Below are 17,017 nucleotides of genomic sequence, written 5' to 3'. Positions count from 1 at the left end.
AAGAAGGCCTGCCAGTTGGCAGGCCTTCTTTGATTGATGCCGGGCTAACAGATTCGCCCATGGAATCCGGGGAACTGCGGCTAACTGACCAAGCCGACTTTCTTTAACAACAGACACGCACTATTTTTTCCAGGTGAGTGACTTTCTATTAGTCAGTTACTAGCAAGCGGCCACGGGGGAGGTTAAGGGGGCGGGGCGGGCTTTTCAATTCAGAATCAGCTAACTCCATTGGCTGAACGTCCTTAGAAAAAGTTCACGGGCTGGGCCAATGGCAACATTTTCATTTAGTTGCAGCCTCAATGTTCAATCTTCACCTTATTATCCTCCCCCACGCATGGACGCAATGAAAACGAAAGCTTACGGTGCCAGCAACTCCATTTTCAACGGCCTTTCCGAGATGGAAATCGAGCGCCAGGCCCCCAAGGCCGACGAGGTGCACATCGACATTCTGTACTGCGGCGTGTGCCACTCCGACCTGCACCAGGTAAAAAACGATTGGCACAACACGATTTACCCCTGCGTGCCGGGCCACGAAATTGTGGGCCGCGTGAACGAGGTGGGCAGCGCCGTAACCAAGTTCCGGGTGGGCGACGTGGTGGGCGTGGGCTGCATGATTGATTCCTGTGGCGTGTGCCCCTCGTGCCAGGAAAAGGAAGAAAATTACTGCGAAGGCCCCGTGAGTTGGACGGCCACCTACAACGGCTACATGAAACCCCAGAACAAGGATTTCAACACCTTCGGCGGCTATTCGACCAACATCACGGTGAAGGAATCCTTCGTACTCAGCATCCCCGATGCGCTGGATATTAAAGCGGCCGCGCCCATTCTGTGCGCCGACGTAACGACCTACGCGCCGATGAAACACTGGAACGTGGGCCCCGGCCAAAGCGTGGCTGTGGTGGGCATTGGCGGGCTGGGCCACATGGCCGTGCAGTTGGCCCGGGCGCTGGGTGCGACCGTCACGGCCGTCACCCGCGACAAAGAGAAGCAGGCCGCTGCCGAGCAGCTGGGCGCGCACGAAGTGCTGATTTCGACGGACTCGGCGGCCATGAAGGCCCACGAGCTGAAGTTCGACTTCATCCGCCTCACCATCCCCGATGCCTTCGACATCAACGACTACGTGACGCTGGCCAAGCGCAACGGCGTGATTACAACCGTAGGCCTGCTCGGGCCCTACAAAGCGCCGCTCAACAACATGGAAGTGGCCATGCACCGCCGCTCGGTGGCCGGCTCGGTCATCGGCAGCATTGCCGAAACGCAGGAAGTGCTGGAATTCTGCGCCAAGCACAACATCGCGCCCGAAGTGGAGATAATTCCGATGCAGGACATCAATAAAGCCTTCGGTAAGATGATGGACGAGGAAGTGCGCTTCCGCTACGTCATCGACATGGCTTCGCTAAAGGAGTAGAACGCAATAAATAAAAGAACGTCATGCTGAGCGTAGTCGAAGCATGACGTTCTTTTTTAGCGGGGTCGGGCCATTCTACCCACCTATTTGTACGCACTCAAAACTTCAATCCAATCGAGGCCAGGTAGTTGCGCGTGGCCTGGGGGTAAAACCAGTTAAAGGTTTCCTGGTTGCCGCTGGCGCCTTGGTAGGTGTAGGTATAGCCGTTGGCCACGTACTCGCGGTTGAGCAGGTTGTTGACGAGCAGGCCCAGCTCAATCTCCTTCATGAAACGGGGGTGCAGGGCGTAGCGCAGGCGGAAATCGAGCGTCTGGTAGGGGTTGATACTGCGGTAGTCGTTCTGCGAGTTGTCGAGGTACTGGCGGCTCACGGTTTTGAGCAGCAGTGCCACGCGCAGGCCCTTCAGCGGCTGGCCTTCCAGCGTATGGGCCGATACCACGCCCGGCGAATACGAGATGGTGGACGTGCGCGCTTCGGCGGCATTGGTGGTGACAACGTAGGTTACCGTGTCGTAGCTATAGGAAACGTCCCGGTAGTTCAGGATGCGGTTCTGGCTCAGGGTGAGGGTACTACTGAGGCTGATTTTGTCGTTGAGCGACAGGAAAGCCGACAATTCCACGCCGCGCCGGTAGCTGCGGGCCACATTGGTGCGCAGGGCCGTGCCCACATCGTTGAGCTGGCCGGTGGCCACCAGCTGGTTGCGGTAGTTCATATAAAAGCCGTTGGCTTCGAAGCGCAGTACCCCGTTCGGACCCAGAAAAGCTAGGTCGGCGCGGTTGAAACGGTAGCCGCCTTCAAAGTCTTCGAGGCGCTCGGCCTGGGCCGACTGGTCGCCCACGGGCCGGTCGGTGAAATCGGAGCGCACAGGCTCGCGCTGGCCCACCGCGAAGCTGCCGTACAGCTGCTGGCCGGTGCCCAGGCTGAAGGTAGCGCCGGCCTTGGGGTTGAAGAAGGTGTACTTGGCGCGGGTGGTCACGTCCTGCTTTTTGGGTTCCAAGCCGTCGATGGTGTAATCAATGTGGCGCACCTGCATATCGCCATAAATGCCGAGCCGGTCCAGCACCTGCCAGGTGGCGCGGGCATAGGCGTTGTAATCGGTCTTGACGGCATTGTTGAAGTAGTAGCGCTGGCCGAGCTGGCTGTTCGAGGCATACTGCGCCCAGATGATTTCGCCGTAGTGGTCGCCGTCGTAGCGGTTCCAGGCACCGCCGAAGGTGGCTTGTAGCTTGCCGTCGGCGGGCTGGTAGTTGAGGGCCATCGTGCCGCCGTAGAAGTTGTTGTCGAGCCACTTGCGGTCCACCAGGTTGGTACGCTTGATGGTGGTGGTGCCCAGCACCACGTTGTCCAGGCCGTAATCAGCCAGCTTTTTATTGGCCCGGTAACTTTCGTAGTAGCCAAAGCCGCGCGTGAGGTGCAGCGCGCCCGCCAGGTTCCAGCGCTGGCCCAGACCCTGCGAAAGGTGCAGCTGGTAGTGGTTCTGCTGGTAGTTGTCGGTCTGGTTGCCGTAGGTGTAGGAGCTGTAACGCCGGCCCTCCTGGAGCACGCGGGCGGCATCGGCCTCCGTGAGCTCGCCGTTATTGATGAACGTCTGGAGCCGGGCGCGGTCGCCGGAGAGGGCTGGCTCGGGCACGCCGTTCCAGGCCTGGTAGGTTTTTTCGCGGCCCGAGAAGGTGATGAATTTCAGCAGCGTGTTCTTGGCCTGGTAGCCGGCGGCGAAGTAGTACGACTTCAAATCGGAAGCCGCCCGGTTCATGTAGCCATCGGAGGCAATGCGCGAGAGCCGCCCATCAACGGTAAAATGGCCGTTAATCAACCCCGTGCCAAACGACACGTTATTTTTCCAGGTCTGGTAAGAGCCGTAGGTGTTCTGGGTTTCGGCGTAAGCCTCGCGGCGGTTGTCGAGCGTGCTGATGTTGATGCTGGCTCCGAAGGCCGCGCCGCCGTTCTGGCTGGTGCCCACCCCGCGCTGGATTTGCAGCGAATTGATGGACGAGGCCAAATCCGGCAGGTTAATCAGGAACGCGCCGTGCGATTCCGGGTCGTTCAGCGGCACCCCGTTGATGGTGGTGTTGATGCCCGTATTGCTCGTGCCGCGGATGCGGATATCGGTGTAGCCGACGCCGGCCCCGGCGTCAGAATTCACCACCACCGAAGGCGTCTGGTTGAGCAGGTAGGGTAGGTCCTGCCCGAAATTCTGCCTGGCCAGCTCCTGCTTGCTCAGGTTGGTGTAGGCCGTGGCCGTGCGGTCGTTGGCGCGGGAAGCCATCACGAGGGCTTCGGGCGTGACCACCGCAAAAGCAGCTAAAACAATGTTGCCCAGCTGCTGAGGTTCAGCCGAGCCCTTTATAGTCACGGAGCTCGACGCAAAATCATCTCGTATCACCCGCAACTCGTGAGTACCCGGAGGCACTACGGCGATTGCAAACCCTCCGGTGGCACCCGTGGTGCCAACGACATTGCCATCAAGCAGAATAGTCGCATTAGCAACCGGATTAGCTTCGCTGATATGGAGCACATCGGCCAAAACGGTGCCGGACACGGGGCCTTGCGCCCACGCCGGCGCGGCGGCCAGCACGCACAGTGCCGCCCCCGCAAGGAGTACAGTTTTCAAAAAAATGAGATGAAAAGTAGAACGTGCCGTCGCCCCAGGGGTCGGAGCGGCCGCAGAATCGTCCGTGGATAGTTTATTCCCTTCGCCGGCATTACCCGGTTCAGGTTCGATGGGTATCATCTCAGCCAATGTTGTATACAACATCAGCACCCCTAAACATGCCGTAAAGATACGGCCCGTCAGACCAGGCCATATCTTTTTTTATTATTCGTTGGTTAAGAGAGTGGCGGTTTGCTGACTGTCAGTTAATTTAGGGATGTCGGCCGGCGGAACGTCGGGCCGGGGGCCGACGTTATAAACTCCGCACCGCTTTAGCCGCTTTCGTTATGTTCAGCTTAATCTACGCCGTTGCTTTTTGCGCCTTCTTCCTGTTTGTGCTGGTGCTGCCGCGCCGCCGCCGCGTAGTGCCGCCCCCGCCGCCCCACGACGGCGACGACGACGGCGGCGAACCCCATGACCCCAGCCTGCCCGACCTGGACCTGCCGCCCGGCATTTCGCGCCCCATCAACGACTGGGAGCCGGACTATAACCGCCGCCGGGTGGAAGTATAGTCGCTGAAATCCCCCCCCTATCCGTCATTCACCGCGAGCCCCCGCCGGCCGCCGCACCCCAGTGGGGTGCTGGCGGCCTGTAGGCTTCTGGTTTACCTGCAATTGCGAACCATAATTTCAAAAAATAGAAAGTGCCCAGGCGAGCTACTGGCGGGCATTTTATCATTTGGTTCGATTAAATACCCAAGCATATTAAACAATTATATTGCAAATATCTTACATTGGAGCCGTGCATATCGCACAATCCTTACCCTTACAATTTTTCCCATGCAAAACCTGTTTCTAGACATCATGCGCATTCCCGTGGACGACCCGGTGGCATTCACGTTTTTTACGGGATATATGGCAATGGCTGCGGCGGCCGTATTTTTCCTCTTCGAGCGCAGTACTGTAGCCGATAAGTGGAAAACGTCTTTGCTGATTTCGGGAATGATTACCGGCATCGCGGCGGTGCACTACTACTACATGCGCGATTACTATGTGAGTACCCATGAGACTCCCATAGCCCTACGCTATATCGACTGGACGCTAACCGTGCCGTTGATGGTAGTAGAATTTTACCTGCTGGTGCGAGCCGCCGGGGCCAAAATATCGCTGCTCTACAAGCTGATTATAGCGGCCGTCGTCATGCTCGTATGCGGCTACATCGGCGAAGCTTTCACCGACGGCTCCATGGGTCACTCGGTGCTGTGGGGCTCGCTCTCGACGCTGGGCTACCTCTACATTCTGTACTCGGCCTGGATGGGCGAAGTGGCAAAACTGGCAGCAGCTTCCAACTCGGTAGCCGTGCAGAAGGGCGTGCGCGCCCTGGCGTGGTTCGTGCTGGCAGGCTGGGCCATTTACCCAATTGGCTACATGGCTATGCCCGGTGGCTGGCTCGGGCCCGATGGAGCCGGCTTGCTCCGTCCCCAGGACCTCGACCTGCTGTATAACCTTGCCGATGCCGTCAACAAAATCGGCTTTGGTCTGGTCGTGTACGGCATCGCCCGCAGCGAGTCGGCCGTGAAAGAGGCTCCTGCTAAGGCGGTTTCGGTCGCCTAGCTTTGAGGGGGGCCGCCCAGCGGCGGCATCCTTTTCCGGCTCAGTGGCGGGCAGACTTGCCCGCCATTCACCCCCCGGCCTACAGGCTGAATTTCACTGCCTCGGCCGTGCGGTTCAGCCTGTAGTGCTTTTTTCCTCTTTCACTTATGACTAACTCGCTTGGCACATTGGCTTCTGACTGGTCTCAGCGGCGCTATTCCTACGCGGCTGTGCTGGTGCTGGTGGGGCTGGGCGCGGCCTTTCCGGGCCGGGCCGGGCTGCTGCTGGGTTTGCCGCTGGCCGTGGGCATGGTGGTGCTGGGCGTGGCGCACGGAGCCTGCGACCAGTTTGTGGTACCGGCCAGCCACCCGGGAAGCACGGCCGACGGCTGGCGCTACTGGCTGCGGTTTTTGGCCGGCTACCTGGGCCTGGCGGCGGCGGTGGGCCTGCTGTGGTGGCATTGGCCGGCGGCCACGGTGGCCGGCTTCTTGTTGCTCACGGTGTGGCACTGGGGCTCGGCCGATGCACCGGCCGGGCCATTGGTATCGGCCGGCTGGTGGCTGGCGCATAGTCTGCTGCGGGGCCTGCTGCTATTTGCGGTGCCCGCCTGGCAGTGGCCCGCCGAAACGGCCGGCATCGTGAACGGGCTGCTCCGGTTTGTGGGCACGGGCACAATGGGACCCGGCACGTTTGCGGCCGGGGCTACTGGCCTGGCGGTGGTAGTAGCGGTGGGGCACGTAGTACTATGGGCACGGTATGCCGCCCGGCAGCAGTGGCCGCTGCTGGTGGCCGAGCTGGGCGAAGTCCTCATCCTGGCGGTGCTGTTTGTAGCCTTGCCGCCCAAGCTGTCGGTGGGCGTGTATTTCGTGTTCTGGCACAGCCTGCAGCACGTGCTGCGCCTCACGGGCTGGCTTGGCTATGCCGGGCCGGGCCAGCTGCCGGGAACCAGCCGGGGCAATTTGCTGGCGCGGCTGGCTTTTTTTCTGCGGCGGGCGGCTCCGCTGCTGCTCATCAGCTGCGTGGCGCTGCTGGTATTGGGCCGCCTGCTGGCCGCCCACCTGCCCGACGAAACCGCCTGGTTCAGCCTGGCCCTGGTGGTGGCCTCCATCGTGACACTGCCCCACGCCTTGCTCGTGACGGTGGTAATGGATGCCCCGCAGTGGCGGCCGGCTGCGCGGTGAGGAAAAGCAAGCTAACCCGCTGCCCTACGGCAATGAGTCTGCTCACCATTTCCCTCATTACCAAGTATTAGCCCACCTCAATGGTGTAGGCGGCCGTGAAAACCTGGCCGGGCTCCAGGGTCAGGATGCCTTCTTTCTCGCTGAGCTCGCCGGGCTTGCCGGCGGCGCTGGCGATGCCGTGCCAGGGCTCGACACACACGAAACTGGCCCCCGGGCCTTTGGTCCAGAGGCCGAGGTAGGGAAAGCCGTCGAACTGAAAGCGCACGAAGTGGGCCGACTTGCGCGAACGCAGCGTGAGGCCGGAGAAATCGTAGTGCTTGAAAACCAGCGCATCATCGGCAAACAGGCTGTAGGTGAGCGGTAGCTGGCGCGCCTGGATGAGCACGGGGGCCGTTTGGCCCGTGAGCAGGCCGCCGGCCAGCAGGTGGCGCTCCAGGGTCACAGGGTGGTCGAACTCGAAGTAGTAATCCTCGAATTTTTCGTCCGGGCTTAGGGGGCACCGTACGGCCGGGTGCGCCCCGATGCTGAAAAGCAATGGCGCATCGGTGGCGGGGTTGCGCACGTCCCAGCGCACAGTGAGCTCGGCATCGCGCAGGGTGTAGGTGATAACGAGCTCGAAGGCGAAGGGGAATATGGCGCGGGTGGTTTCGTCGTGCTGGAGGCGGAACACCAGCTCGGTGGCCGTGTGCCGCAGCACGGCAAACTCCTGGTCGCGGGCGAAACCGTGCTGTGGCAGCTTGTAGTCGCGGCCCTCGTAGGAGTAAGCATCGTTGGGCAGGCGGCCCACCAGCGGAAACAGCACGGGCGCGTGCCGGGCCCACACGGCGGGGTCGGCGGGCCAGATGTATTCGAGGTCGTCGGCGGTGGTGCGCAGGCTGGTGAGCTCGGCCCCGCGGGCGACAAACGTGGCCTGGCAGGCGGGCGTGTTGAGGGTGTAGTAGGTAGGGTGGTACGACATGCGGGGTTCTTCTAAAACTTGAGCCGAGGCCTGAGCAGCCGTGCGCAGCAGCTCATCAACCAAGAAGCGAGCCTGGGCAAAGCGGCGCTCGCCGGAGCCGGCAATTTCGGCAAAGTTGGCCATGCGCTCGCTTAGCTCGCGCCGGTACAGGTCGTAAAAATGCTGGCGCAGGTGCGGATGCTCGCGCAGGGGGTCGGGCTCCCAGGGCAGGTCTACGCCCATGAGCAGGGCCAGGTCGTACTGCTGCTCGTCGATGGTGCGCAGAATCCATTCGGGGCAGGAGCCGAAGGAATGTTCGGCCCATATCTTTATCACCAGCAGGTCGCTATCGCAGAACACCAGGTTGTTGTGGGCGCGGGTGGCGGCTTCGGCTTCGGCCGCGAGCTGGCCCCGGGCTATTTCCTCCAGGTCTTCGGGAGTATAGTGCGAGCCGGACTGGGCCAGGTATTCGCGGGCAAACTCAGGGGCAAAAGAGGTACCGTAGTGCACCGCCAACTGGGTAGCCAGGGTCGATTTGCCCGTGGATTCCGGGCCGGTGAGGGAAACGCGCAGCAATTTACAGGGGGGGGAGAACAGATGCAGTAAAGAGAGAGGCAATGGTAACCATGCGCCGGAAGCCATTACCTGGGTGGATAATGGGGGTGCCTCCCGGCATAACAAATCAACTCAACAATAGTCTGCCGTTTTTCAGCCGGCAACGGATGCAGGCAATGCGGCTACGGGCCGGGCCAGCTCGCGCCGCCACTGCCGGTAGCCGTAAGCAGCCAGCCCCAGATAGAGGGCGTAGAGTATGCTAGTGGGATACAGGTCTTTGCACCAGAGCACGGGCACGTAAATCAGGTCGACCAGTATCCAAATCAGCCAGTTTTCGAGGCGCTTGCGGGTGAGCAGGTACTGGGCCACGATGCTGCCGGCCGTAGTAAAGCTGTCGAGGTGGGGCAGCGAGGCATCGGTATTGTAATGAAGGTAGTAACCAAAGCCCAACGTGAAGGCCACGACGAATACCGCGCCCAGCAGCCACTCGCGGCGGGTAGCATGCGTCACGCCCAGCTCGGTGGCATTACGCCCGCCATACAGCCACTCGTACCAGCCGTAGAGGCTCAGGACGATGAACAGGACCTGGAGGTAGCAGTCGGAATAGAGCCGCGCCCGGTAATAGACGAATACGTAGAGCAGGCAGCTGATGATGGCCACCGGGAAGTTCCAGATGGACTCGCGCGCGGCCAGCCATACGCAGGCAAACCCCGTAAGCACGGCCACCAGCTCCAGCGGGGTGGTGGCGTGCCAGTACTGCACAAACGAGGTCGGAATATCGAGCAACAAAAGAGCAAACACGCGGGCAGGTGCTGATAGGAAGCTGCAAGGTAGGGCGCGGCGGGCCTATTTTTGTCGTTCAACTCCCCGCATTATGCAAAACAGCCCCCTCGAAATCAGCCCCGAAGACCTGCACCGCCGCCTGCAGGCCGGCGACGACATCCAGCTCATCGACGTGCGCGAGGAAATGGAGTTCGAGTACTGCCACCTGCCCGGCAGCCTGTTGCTGCCCCTGGACGAGCTGCCGCGCCGCGCCGCCGAAATCCGCACCGAAGGGCCGGTGGTGGTCATTTGCCACCACGGGGTGCGCTCGGCCCACGCCCTAGGCTACCTGCGCCAGCGCCTGGGCCGCACCAACGTCAGCAACCTGCGCGGCGGCGTCGATGCCTGGGCCTTGCAAGTCGATCCGGCGTTTCCCACGTATTAGGCTGAGCCGCGGCCGCCACTTGCCGGGGTTTATTGTTATCCTGCCAACCGCCGCTGCTCCTCATGCCTGATTTTTCGCTACCCACCAGCCCCGCGCCTTCTCCCCACGCCCCCACCCTCTCGGACCGCCTGGCCCTGCGCGAGCGGCCCATGGGCCAGCCCCTGCTGCGCCAGCAGTGGAGCGACCTGCTGTTTCTGCACTGGCCCGTGCCGGCCGAGCTGCTGCAGCCGCACCTGCCGCCCCGCCTCAAAATTGACACCCACGATGGCATGGCCTGGCTGGCCATCGTGCCGTTTGAGATGAGCAAAGTGCGCACCCGCTTCACCCCGCCGGTGCCCGGCACGCAACAGTTTCTGGAACTGAACGTGCGCACCTACGTGCACCTGGACGGGGTGCCGGGCGTGTGGTTTTTCTCGCTCGATGCCACCAATGCATTGGCCGTGTGGGTGGCACGCGCGTTTTTCAACCTACCCTACCTGCGCGCCACCATGCACATGGAAAGCCCCAGCGCCGGGTTGCGGCAGTTCACGGCCCTGCGCACCCACGGCGGGGCCCCGCCCGCCAGCTTCCGCGCCACCTGGAAAATAGGGGCCCCGCTGCCACCCGCCGAGCCCGGCTCGCTGGCCTTTTTCCTCACCGAGCGGTATGCGCTCTACACCAGCAACAAGGCCCAAACTAAGCTGTACCGGGGCCGGATAGCGCACACGCAGTGGCCGCTCAACACGGCCCAGGTCCTGCACTTGGAGTCGACCCTGATTGAAGGCCACGGCCTGCCCACGCCCACGGGGCCGCCGGTGGTGCACGCCGGCGGCCCCGTGCAGGTGGAACTGTGGCCCATGCAGCGGGTGTAATTTTGGGCAGTGAATAAGCCGTTCGTCCTGCCGCCCCTCCCCGATTTGCCCATCATCGCGGCGCTGCCCGCGCTGCGGGCCGCCCTGGCGACCAACAGCCGCGTGGTGCTGGAAGCGCCGCCCGGCGCGGGCAAAACTACCGTGGTGCCGCTGGAGCTGCTGGCCGCCGAATGGCGCCACCCCGGGGACAAAATTCTGGTGCTGGAACCGCGCCAGCTGGCCGTGCGCGGGGCCGCCGCCCGCCTGGCCCAGCTGCTGGGCGAGCCCGTGGGCCGCACCATCGGCTACCGCGTGCGGCTGGACAGTAAGGTGAGCAAGGACACCCGCGTGGAGGTCATCACCGAAGGCATTCTCACGCGCATGATTCAGGACGACCCGGCGCTGGAGGGCGTGGCCGCCGTGGTATTTGATGAATTCCATGAGCGGAGTCTGAACGCCGACCTGGGCCTGGCCCTGGCGCTGGATGCGCAGGCCGTGCTGCGGCCCGAGCTGCGGATTCTGATAATGAGCGCCACGCTGGAAGCCCAGCGGCTGGGGCAGTGGCTGCCCGCGCCGGTGGTATCGTCGGCCGGTTTTCTGTTTCCGATTGATACGCATTACCTCGACCCGCGCCGCGCCTCAGCCCTGCCCAACAAGCCCAACGAGCGGCTGGCCGAGCTGGTGCCCAAGCAAGTGCGGGAGGCGCTGGCAACCCACGAAGGCGACATTCTGGTTTTCCTGCCCGGCGTGGGCGACCTGCAGCGCAGCGTCCGCAAGCTCGAATCATTAGCCGATAACATCGACCTGCACCTGCTGCACGGCGAGTTGCCCCTCGAAACCCAGGACGCTGCCCTGCGGCCTGCGAAAGCCGGCCGACGCAAGGTTATCCTCGCCACCAGCATTGCCGAAACCAGCCTCACCATTGAGGGGGTGCGGGTGGTGATTGATGGGGGCTTTGCGCGGGTGCCGCGCTTTGTGCCCCGCACCGGCTTCACTACCCTCGAAACCGTGCCCGTGGCCCGCGCCGCCGCCGACCAGCGCCGGGGCCGCGCCGGCCGCCTCGGCCCCGGCACCTGCTACCGCCTCTGGACCGAAGCCGAGCACCACCACCTGCCCGCCCACCGCCCGCCCGAAATCCACACCGCCGACCTCAGCAGCCTCGCCCTGGAGCTGGCCCTTTGGGGCGCTACGGAGCCCACCAGCCTGCGCTGGCTGGACGTACCGCCGGCGGCAGCGTTTAGTCAGGCGCAGGAATTGTTGGTTAGGCTGGGAGCTTTATCAGAGTTAAAAGTTAGGAGTGAAGAGTTAAGGGTTGATGCCAACTCGCCAACTCTTCACTCTTCACTCCTAACTTTTAACTCGGCGAAGCCAACCCCCCACGGCCGAAAACTCGCCGCCCTGGGCCTGCCGCCCCGCCTGGGCCACCTCGTAGTGCGCGGCCAGGAGCTGGGCCACGGCGCGGCCGCCGCCTCCCTGGCTGCCTTGCTGGCCGAGCGCGACCTGCTGCGCTGGGCCGCCCCCACCGACACCCGCCCCGCCCCGCCCGACCTGCGCCTGCGCCTTGAAGCGCTGCAAAGTGGCCGCCCGCCCCTGCCCGGCCTGGCCCTGCACCACGCCACGCTACAGCGGGTGCGCGACGTGGCCCGCAACCTCACCGGCCGCCTGGGCAAGCCGGCCCACCCACCCACCCACCAATCCACCCACCCACCCGTGGGCCTCCTCACCGCGCTGGCCTATCCCGACCGGCTGGCCCAGCGCGAAACCCCTGACCGCCTGCGCCTGATAACCGGCCAGCGCGTCAGCCTGAACACCACCGACGTAGACCCGCAAGCCACCTTTTTCGCGGTGGCGCATCTGGCGGGCACGGCCTCGGCGCCACGGGCCACGCTGGCCGCCCCGCTGGACCAGGAGGAATTGGAGCTGGCCTTCGCCGACCAGATTACAACCACCGATGAAGTGCGCTACGACACCACCACCCAGCGCGTAACCGGCCGCCGGGTGCGCCGCCTGGGCGCGTTGCTACTCGATGAAAAAGTCATCGGCCAGCCCGAACCGGCTTTGGTGGCCCGCGCCCTGCTGGCCTATTTGCAGGAAGCCGGTGTAAGCAAGCTGAACTGGACGCCAGCCGCCCGCCAGCTGCAGCAGCGGCTGGCGTTTCTGCAGCAGCACTTCCCTGCTCCCGCCCCCGGCCTGACAACTGATAACGAACAACAAACAACTACTGCCTGGCCGGCTTTTGATGATGCCACACTAGCGCTGGAGCTGGCCGACTGGCTCGGCTCGCACCTCGCCGGCCTCAAAACCCTCGACCAGGTGCAGCGCCTCGACCTCTACGAGCCGCTGCTGGCCCGCCTGCCCGGCGGCTGGAACCAGCGCCAGGAGCTGGACCGCCTAGCCCCGGCCGCGCTGGAAGTGCCCAGTGGCTCGCACATCACCCTGGATTACAGCGATGCCGCCGCCCCGGTGCTGGCCGTGAAGCTCCAGGAGTTATTCGGCCTCACCGAAACGCCCACCGTGGCCGCTGGGCGCGTGCCGCTGCTGCTGCATCTGCTCTCGCCCGGCGGCCGGCCGGCGCAGGTAACGCGCGACTTGCGCAGCTTCTGGGAGAAGGGCTATTTTGAGGTGCGCAAGGATTTGAAGGGGCGCTACCCGCGCCACCCCTGGCCCGATAAGCCGATGGAACATATTCCGACCCGGCTAACGAAGAAGCGGCTGGGATAATAAAGCGCTTGCCGGGCCGGGTTGCGTTTTGTCGCAATCCGGCCCGGCAAGCGCACCACTAAAATCCGGGCATAAAAACGAGGCGGACCGGACTACGTTATTCCGCGGCTGAGGCACCAGCCATGGCCAGGTCCTGAGCTATTGCGGCGGCGTCCAGGTCCTGCAATAGCAGGTCGGCGCACTTCTCCCCGATGACCATCGTCGGGATGTTGCTGTTGCCGTTGATGATGATGGGCATGATGGAGGCATCGGCCACGCGCAGCCCGGCAATGCCGTGCACCTTCAGGGTGTCATCGACGACGGCCAGCGCATCGTGGCCCATTTTGCAGGTGCCCACGGGGTGGTAGATAGTCATCGTGTAATCGCGGATGAAGTTTTCGAGGGCTTCGGGCGTGGTCACGTCGGGGCCGGGCAGGTGGCGTTCGCCGCGGTAGGGGGCGAACGCGGGCTGCTCGGCGATGGCGAAGGCGGCGGCCACGCTCTGCTTCATCAGCTCCATGTCGTGCGGGTCGCCGTAGTAGTTGGGGTCCACCAGGGCTTTGTCGAAGGGGTCGGCCGAGTTGAGGGTGACGCTGCCCGTGCTGTGGGGGCGCACCACGCCCGGCAGCAGGGTGTAGCCATGCCCGGCGGGGTTGCCCGCGCCGTGGTGGATGAACCAGCTGGGGCTGAAGTGAAACTGAATTTCGGGCGAGCCGTCGATACCCAAATCAATGAAGCCCCCGGCCTCACCGATGTTGGAGGTGAGCATGCCCATCTGCTCGTTCTGGAAGCGGGCCCCCTGCTCGGGCGAGGTGGCATCAGCCAGCGAAACCGGCTGGGTGCAGTGGTAGGCCACGGGCAGGAAAATGTGGTCCTGCAGGTTCTGACCCACGCCGGGCAGGTCGAGCTTCACCGGAATGCCGTGCTGGCGCAGGTGCTCGGCCGGCCCGATGCCGGAGAGCAGCAGCACTTGGGGAGAGTTGATGGTGCCGCCGCTGAGGATGACTTCGCGCCGGGCCCGCACCTGCTGCGGCTGGCCGTCGTGCATGTAGGCCACGCCCACGCAGCGGCCGTCCTCAATGAGCAGCTCCGTGACGTGGGCGTGGGTGATGGCCGTGAGGTTTTCGCGGGTCAGGGCGGGGTGCAGGTAGCCGCCGGCGGCGCTGCAGCGCATTCCGTTTTTCTGGGTCACCTGGTAAAGGCCAAAGCCGGTTTGCTCGCCGTCGTTGAAGTCGTCGTTGGGAGCGTAGTCGGCCTGGGTGGCGGCTTCCACGAAGGCCAGGCTCAGGGGGTTGGGGTCGCGCAGGTTGGCGATGTTGATGGGGCCGTTCACGCCGTGGTGGACGCTCTCGCCGCGCTCCTGATGCTGGGTTTTGCGGAAGTAGGGCAGCAGGTCCTGGTAGGCCCAGCCCCGGTTGCCCATTTCGGCCCAGCGGTTGTAGTCATTCGGATTGCCGCGCATGAAAATCATGGCGTTGATGGAGCTCGAACCGCCCAGCATCTTGCCCCGTGGGTTGAACTCGCGCCGCCCGTTGAGGCCGGCCTGCGGCACGGTCATGTAGTCCCAGTCAAGGGCCGTTTTGAAGAGGTGCGGGAAGGCGGCCGGCACGTGAATCTCCTGTTGGGCATCGGGGCCGCCGGCTTCGAGCACCAGCACCTGCAGCTCGGGCCGCTCACTGAGCCGGGCCGCTACCGCGCAGCCGGCCGAGCCGGCGCCAATCACAATGTAATCGTATTCTGTTGGAGTCATGGGTGGGAATTGGTTGGGTTGGTGAAGGCCAGTTGGAGCAGGCCCGTAAGATGCCTAAAGCTATGGAAAATAGCACACTATTCCAACTGGTAGCAGGTTGAACGCATATAAATTTTGAGGACTGAATCCAGCCTACCAAGGGGGGGGGTGTAATTCAAAACTACGCGCTGCCACCGCCAAGCAGAAGTTCGGACTGGTGTCTGATGCCCTTAGTGGAGCCCAGAGGCAAGGGCCGATGAATCATGAAAAGGGCAGCGCGTAGTTTTGAATTACACCCCCTACCAGGGTACTTTTTTATTTTGGACCTGACGCTTTTTTAAAACCTAAAATGCCCTGTGAGACAATGGAGGCCCATGACTCCATTTATATGCCTTCAACCTGAACTGGTAGCCAGCGCGCCCGGCCTAACCACACGATAAAATCCGAACCTTAATTCCAGCCAGCAGCGGCACCCGCTAACCAGTATTTATGGATGGCATGCAGCAAGAGGCAATATGACGCAACAATTACGTAACCTGAGGGGGTGAAACACCTCTTCCGCATCTTGCCGCTGGCCTTGCTGTCTGGCACCCCTGCGCTGGCGCAGGGTGGCGGGGCTCCCATGGGCTGGCTGAAGCTCAGCGCCGACCTGCCGCTGCGGGGGCGCTGGACCCTGTACTCGGAAGTAGAGAGCCGCCAAAGCAGTGCCCAGCTGGGCACCCAGCAGCTGGGGCGGCTAGGGCTGCGCCTGCACATAGCACCCAGTTTCAGCCTGAGCACCGGCTACGTACTGGCGGCCAACGAATTTGGCCCGGCCGATGGTCCCAGAGTGCCCGAGCACCGCTTTTACCAGGAAGTAACCCTCGCCGATATGAAAGGGCCGGTGCGCGCCAGCCATCGCCTGCGGGCCGAAGGACGGTGGCTGCGCCCGCTGCCGGAAGCCGCCTTTCGGTTTGCGCCGCGCCTGCGCTACCAGCTCCGGCTGGTGGTGCCGCTGCATTCGGGTGGCCTGCTGCCCGTGGGAAGTGCCTACGTGGTAGGAGCCGATGAGCTTTTTGCCAGCCTGGGCAAGCAGGAAGGCCGCAGCTTTCTGGAAGAAAACCGCGCCAGCGCCGGCCTGGGCTACCGCTTCAGCCCGCTGGCGACCATCGAGATGGCCTACCTGCACCAAACCCAGTCGGCGGGCAACCTGGGCTTCGCCCTGGCCCGCAACGCGGTGCAGCTCAGTGTGGCCGTGGCCGCTCCCAGCCACCGCTCGCTGGTGCGCCTCTAGGGCCTTCAAATGCCGGTTTCTCCTGCTTTGCCAGGCCGTTGCGGGTTGGAATTTCGGGCGCTACATTCGTAGTAGCAACAAAAAAACACCTGCTCCGATGCCGGATTTCACTCCCAATTCGCCCGTGCTAGCCGGCGACCAGCTTCGGCCGGGCTGGCTCCACAATAGCTGGATATACCTGATGCTGGCGGCCGCCCTGGGCTGGGGCTGGTCGAGCTGGTCGGGGCCGCGCGGACTGGCTTCGGCGGGGCTGGTGGTGCTCACGGTGGGGCTGGGGCACTCCATTGGCCTGCACCGGGGCATCATCCACCACGCCTACCGGTGCGGGCGGATTACGCGGGGCGTGCTGGCCTACCTGGCGGTACTGTCGGGACTGAGCGGGCCAATTTCCTGGCTGCGGGTGCATTATTTCCGCGACTACTGGCAGAACCGGCTCGACTGCCCACCCTACTTCCGCTACGACCACTCCCTGGCCCGCGACTACTATTGGAACCTGCACTTCGACCTGGTGCCCGGCGATATCAACCGCTACCAGATTCCGGCCGAAGACCTGCACGACCCCTGGTTCGTCTTCCTCGAAAAAACCTGGTACCTGCACGTTATCGGCATGGCCGGCCTCATCTGAGCCTTTTTCGGGTTTGAAGCCATGATAATCTGCGTGCCCGTGCGGGTGAGCGTGAGCATGCTGGGGCACTGGTTTGTGGGATTTATGACCCACAAATACGGTTACGCCCGCTACGCCATCGACGATGCCACGGAGCACGGCTACAACAGCTGGGTGCTGGGCGCGCTGTCGTTCGGCGAGGGCTTCCACAATAACCACCACGCCCACCCCAGCTCGGCTAAAATGAGTGCCGAATGGTATGAGCTGGACCTGGGCCGGTACCTGGTGGCCGGCCTGCGCGCCACGGGCCTCATCTGGGACGTGCAGGTGGTGGGCCACACCCCCACCCAGCGGGCGCGGGCCCAAAAGCATGCCTACCGCTGGCACTGGCCGTGGCAGGCCTAGCCCCGA

Annotated in this window: 13 protein-coding genes, 1 pseudogene and 1 riboswitch; of the genes and pseudogenes, 10 read left to right on the top strand and 4 right to left on the bottom strand. The window is 63.3% G+C overall.

Annotated elements, in window-relative coordinates; genetic code table 11:
- Nucleotides 1-343: 343 nt before the first annotated feature.
- Nucleotides 344-1,408: an NAD(P)-dependent alcohol dehydrogenase gene (locus tag KQ661_RS04735; RefSeq protein WP_235726924.1), complete on the top strand. Its 1,065-nt coding sequence runs from the start codon at nucleotides 344-346 to the stop codon at nucleotides 1,406-1,408.
- Between the two features lie 97 nt (nucleotides 1,409-1,505).
- On the opposite strand, the gene KQ661_RS04730 is transcribed toward KQ661_RS04735, so the two are convergent.
- Entirely contained in the window at nucleotides 1,506-4,019 is a 2,514-nt protein-coding gene (locus KQ661_RS04730; RefSeq protein WP_216685794.1) for a TonB-dependent receptor, read from the bottom strand.
- 60 nt (nucleotides 4,020-4,079) lie between these two features.
- Nucleotides 4,080-4,183, bottom strand: a riboswitch (TPP riboswitch).
- Nucleotides 4,184-4,345: 162 nt separating this feature from the next.
- Here KQ661_RS04730 and KQ661_RS04725 point away from each other — a divergent pair.
- The 3 genes from KQ661_RS04725 to KQ661_RS04715 all read left to right on the top strand — a co-directional run bounded on the left by KQ661_RS04725 (nucleotide 4,346) and on the right by KQ661_RS04715 (nucleotide 6,771).
- Nucleotides 4,346-4,570, top strand: a complete 225-nt coding sequence (locus KQ661_RS04725) for a hypothetical protein (protein WP_216690831.1) — start codon at nucleotides 4,346-4,348, stop codon at nucleotides 4,568-4,570.
- A 267-nt stretch (nucleotides 4,571-4,837) separates the two neighbouring features.
- Nucleotides 4,838-5,611: a bacteriorhodopsin gene (locus tag KQ661_RS04720; RefSeq protein WP_216679584.1), complete on the top strand. Its 774-nt coding sequence runs from the start codon at nucleotides 4,838-4,840 to the stop codon at nucleotides 5,609-5,611.
- A 146-nt stretch (nucleotides 5,612-5,757) separates the two neighbouring features.
- A complete protein-coding gene (locus KQ661_RS04715) occupies nucleotides 5,758-6,771 on the top strand; it encodes a Brp/Blh family beta-carotene 15,15'-dioxygenase (RefSeq protein ID WP_216679583.1) in 1,014 nt (337 codons plus the stop codon).
- Between the two features lie 67 nt (nucleotides 6,772-6,838).
- Here the strand turns inward: KQ661_RS04715 and KQ661_RS04710 are convergent, their stop codons facing one another.
- Both KQ661_RS04710 and pnuC read right to left on the bottom strand, forming a co-directional pair.
- The gene (locus KQ661_RS04710) at nucleotides 6,839-8,284 is read right to left on the bottom strand and encodes an aldose epimerase family protein (protein ID WP_216685793.1); all 1,446 of its coding nucleotides are present in this window, start codon (nucleotides 8,282-8,284) and stop codon (nucleotides 6,839-6,841) included.
- 132 nt (nucleotides 8,285-8,416) lie between these two features.
- A complete protein-coding gene (gene pnuC, locus KQ661_RS04705) occupies nucleotides 8,417-9,064 on the bottom strand; it encodes a nicotinamide riboside transporter PnuC (RefSeq protein WP_216679581.1) in 648 nt (215 codons plus the stop codon).
- A gap of 73 nt (nucleotides 9,065-9,137) precedes the next feature.
- Here pnuC and KQ661_RS04700 point away from each other — a divergent pair, with 73 nt between their 5' ends.
- From KQ661_RS04700 to hrpB, 3 genes are all read left to right on the top strand, one after another.
- A complete protein-coding gene (locus tag KQ661_RS04700; protein WP_216679580.1) occupies nucleotides 9,138-9,470 on the top strand; it encodes a rhodanese-like domain-containing protein in 333 nt (110 codons plus the stop codon).
- Between the two features lie 62 nt (nucleotides 9,471-9,532).
- A complete protein-coding gene (locus tag KQ661_RS04695) occupies nucleotides 9,533-10,321 on the top strand; it encodes a YqjF family protein (protein WP_216685792.1) in 789 nt (262 codons plus the stop codon).
- 9 nt (nucleotides 10,322-10,330) lie between these two features.
- Nucleotides 10,331-13,021: an ATP-dependent helicase HrpB gene (gene hrpB / locus KQ661_RS04690; protein WP_317196065.1), complete on the top strand. Its 2,691-nt coding sequence runs from the start codon at nucleotides 10,331-10,333 to the stop codon at nucleotides 13,019-13,021.
- 97 nt (nucleotides 13,022-13,118) lie between these two features.
- On the opposite strand, the gene KQ661_RS04685 is transcribed toward hrpB, so the two are convergent.
- Nucleotides 13,119-14,750 (bottom strand): GMC family oxidoreductase, encoded by a 1,632-nt coding sequence (locus KQ661_RS04685; RefSeq protein WP_216685791.1) that lies wholly within the window; start codon nucleotides 14,748-14,750, stop codon nucleotides 13,119-13,121.
- A gap of 523 nt (nucleotides 14,751-15,273) precedes the next feature.
- Here KQ661_RS04685 and KQ661_RS04680 point away from each other — a divergent pair.
- From KQ661_RS04680 to KQ661_RS04670, 3 genes and pseudogenes are all read left to right on the top strand, one after another.
- Complete coding sequence (locus tag KQ661_RS04680) at nucleotides 15,274-16,002, top strand: DUF2490 domain-containing protein (RefSeq protein WP_216679577.1); 729 nt, start codon at nucleotides 15,274-15,276, stop codon at nucleotides 16,000-16,002.
- Nucleotides 16,003-16,099: 97 nt separating this feature from the next.
- Nucleotides 16,100-16,627 carry a hypothetical protein gene (locus KQ661_RS04675; RefSeq protein WP_216685790.1) on the top strand — a complete coding sequence of 176 codons (528 nt, stop codon included), beginning with the start codon at nucleotides 16,100-16,102 and terminating at the stop codon, nucleotides 16,625-16,627.
- Nucleotides 16,628-16,642: 15 nt separating this feature from the next.
- A pseudogene (locus KQ661_RS04670) lies at nucleotides 16,643-17,011 on the top strand (fatty acid desaturase); the annotation flags it as partial.
- Nucleotides 17,012-17,017: the final 6 nt, after the last annotated feature.

It is taken from the genome of Hymenobacter siberiensis, assembly GCF_018967845.1.
GTDB classification, from domain to species: domain Bacteria; phylum Bacteroidota; class Bacteroidia; order Cytophagales; family Hymenobacteraceae; genus Hymenobacter; species Hymenobacter siberiensis.
The sequence above is the reverse complement of the archived record's forward strand: the minus strand, read 5'-3'. Positions and strand labels throughout refer to the sequence as shown.